We start from the raw sequence: 530 nt of genomic DNA, 5'->3' as shown, positions 1-530 counted from the left end.
GACGCATGAAGCCCCTGCTGAACCCAATTCTCCCCTTCACAGAAGGGGAGACCCCGTCAAGCTATGTTGCTCGGTTGGCTCGACTATACACGAGCACGCCCCGTGATTTCTGCTCGGATCTTGGAATGCGATGGCCACATATCTGCTCAGCGCATTTGAACCAGTTGGAGACGTTGTCCCTGCTAACCAGGGTGCCTCTGACCAAGCTGGAACATGGAGCGGCCAGGTTGATTGGCCCCTGTCGCTATCGCGTCGGGCTTTCATCAGCGACCAACGGTACGCTACGCCGTGCGACCATCCGCATTTGTCCACGATGTATTTTGGAGACCATGGAGGCTTCTGGTCCTGAGAACGCGTTTCAACTTGTTGAGTGGTTGGTGCTTCCGATTGGGACCTGCGCAAAACATGGCGTTCCGCTGCTCCAGCTTCCCAACGCGTCATACGTACATCGCACCTATGATGTGGTTGAACAAGTGACGCGTCACCAAGATCTGATCTTTGAAGCCGCTCAAGACGCGACATCGCTTGGG

The 530-nt window shown here is 55.7% G+C and carries 1 protein-coding gene; it reads left to right on the top strand.

Translation table 11 applies throughout. The features are described from left to right. Window positions 1-5: 5 nt before the first annotated feature. On the top strand, window positions 6-530 hold a 525-nt coding region (locus ACR0C6_RS22230; protein WP_480621375.1), incomplete at its 3' end, for a TniQ family protein.

The sequence above is a fragment of the Ruegeria sp. AL12 genome, assembly GCF_056540885.1.
The sequence above is the reverse complement of the archived record's forward strand: the minus strand, read 5'-3'. Positions and strand labels throughout refer to the sequence as shown.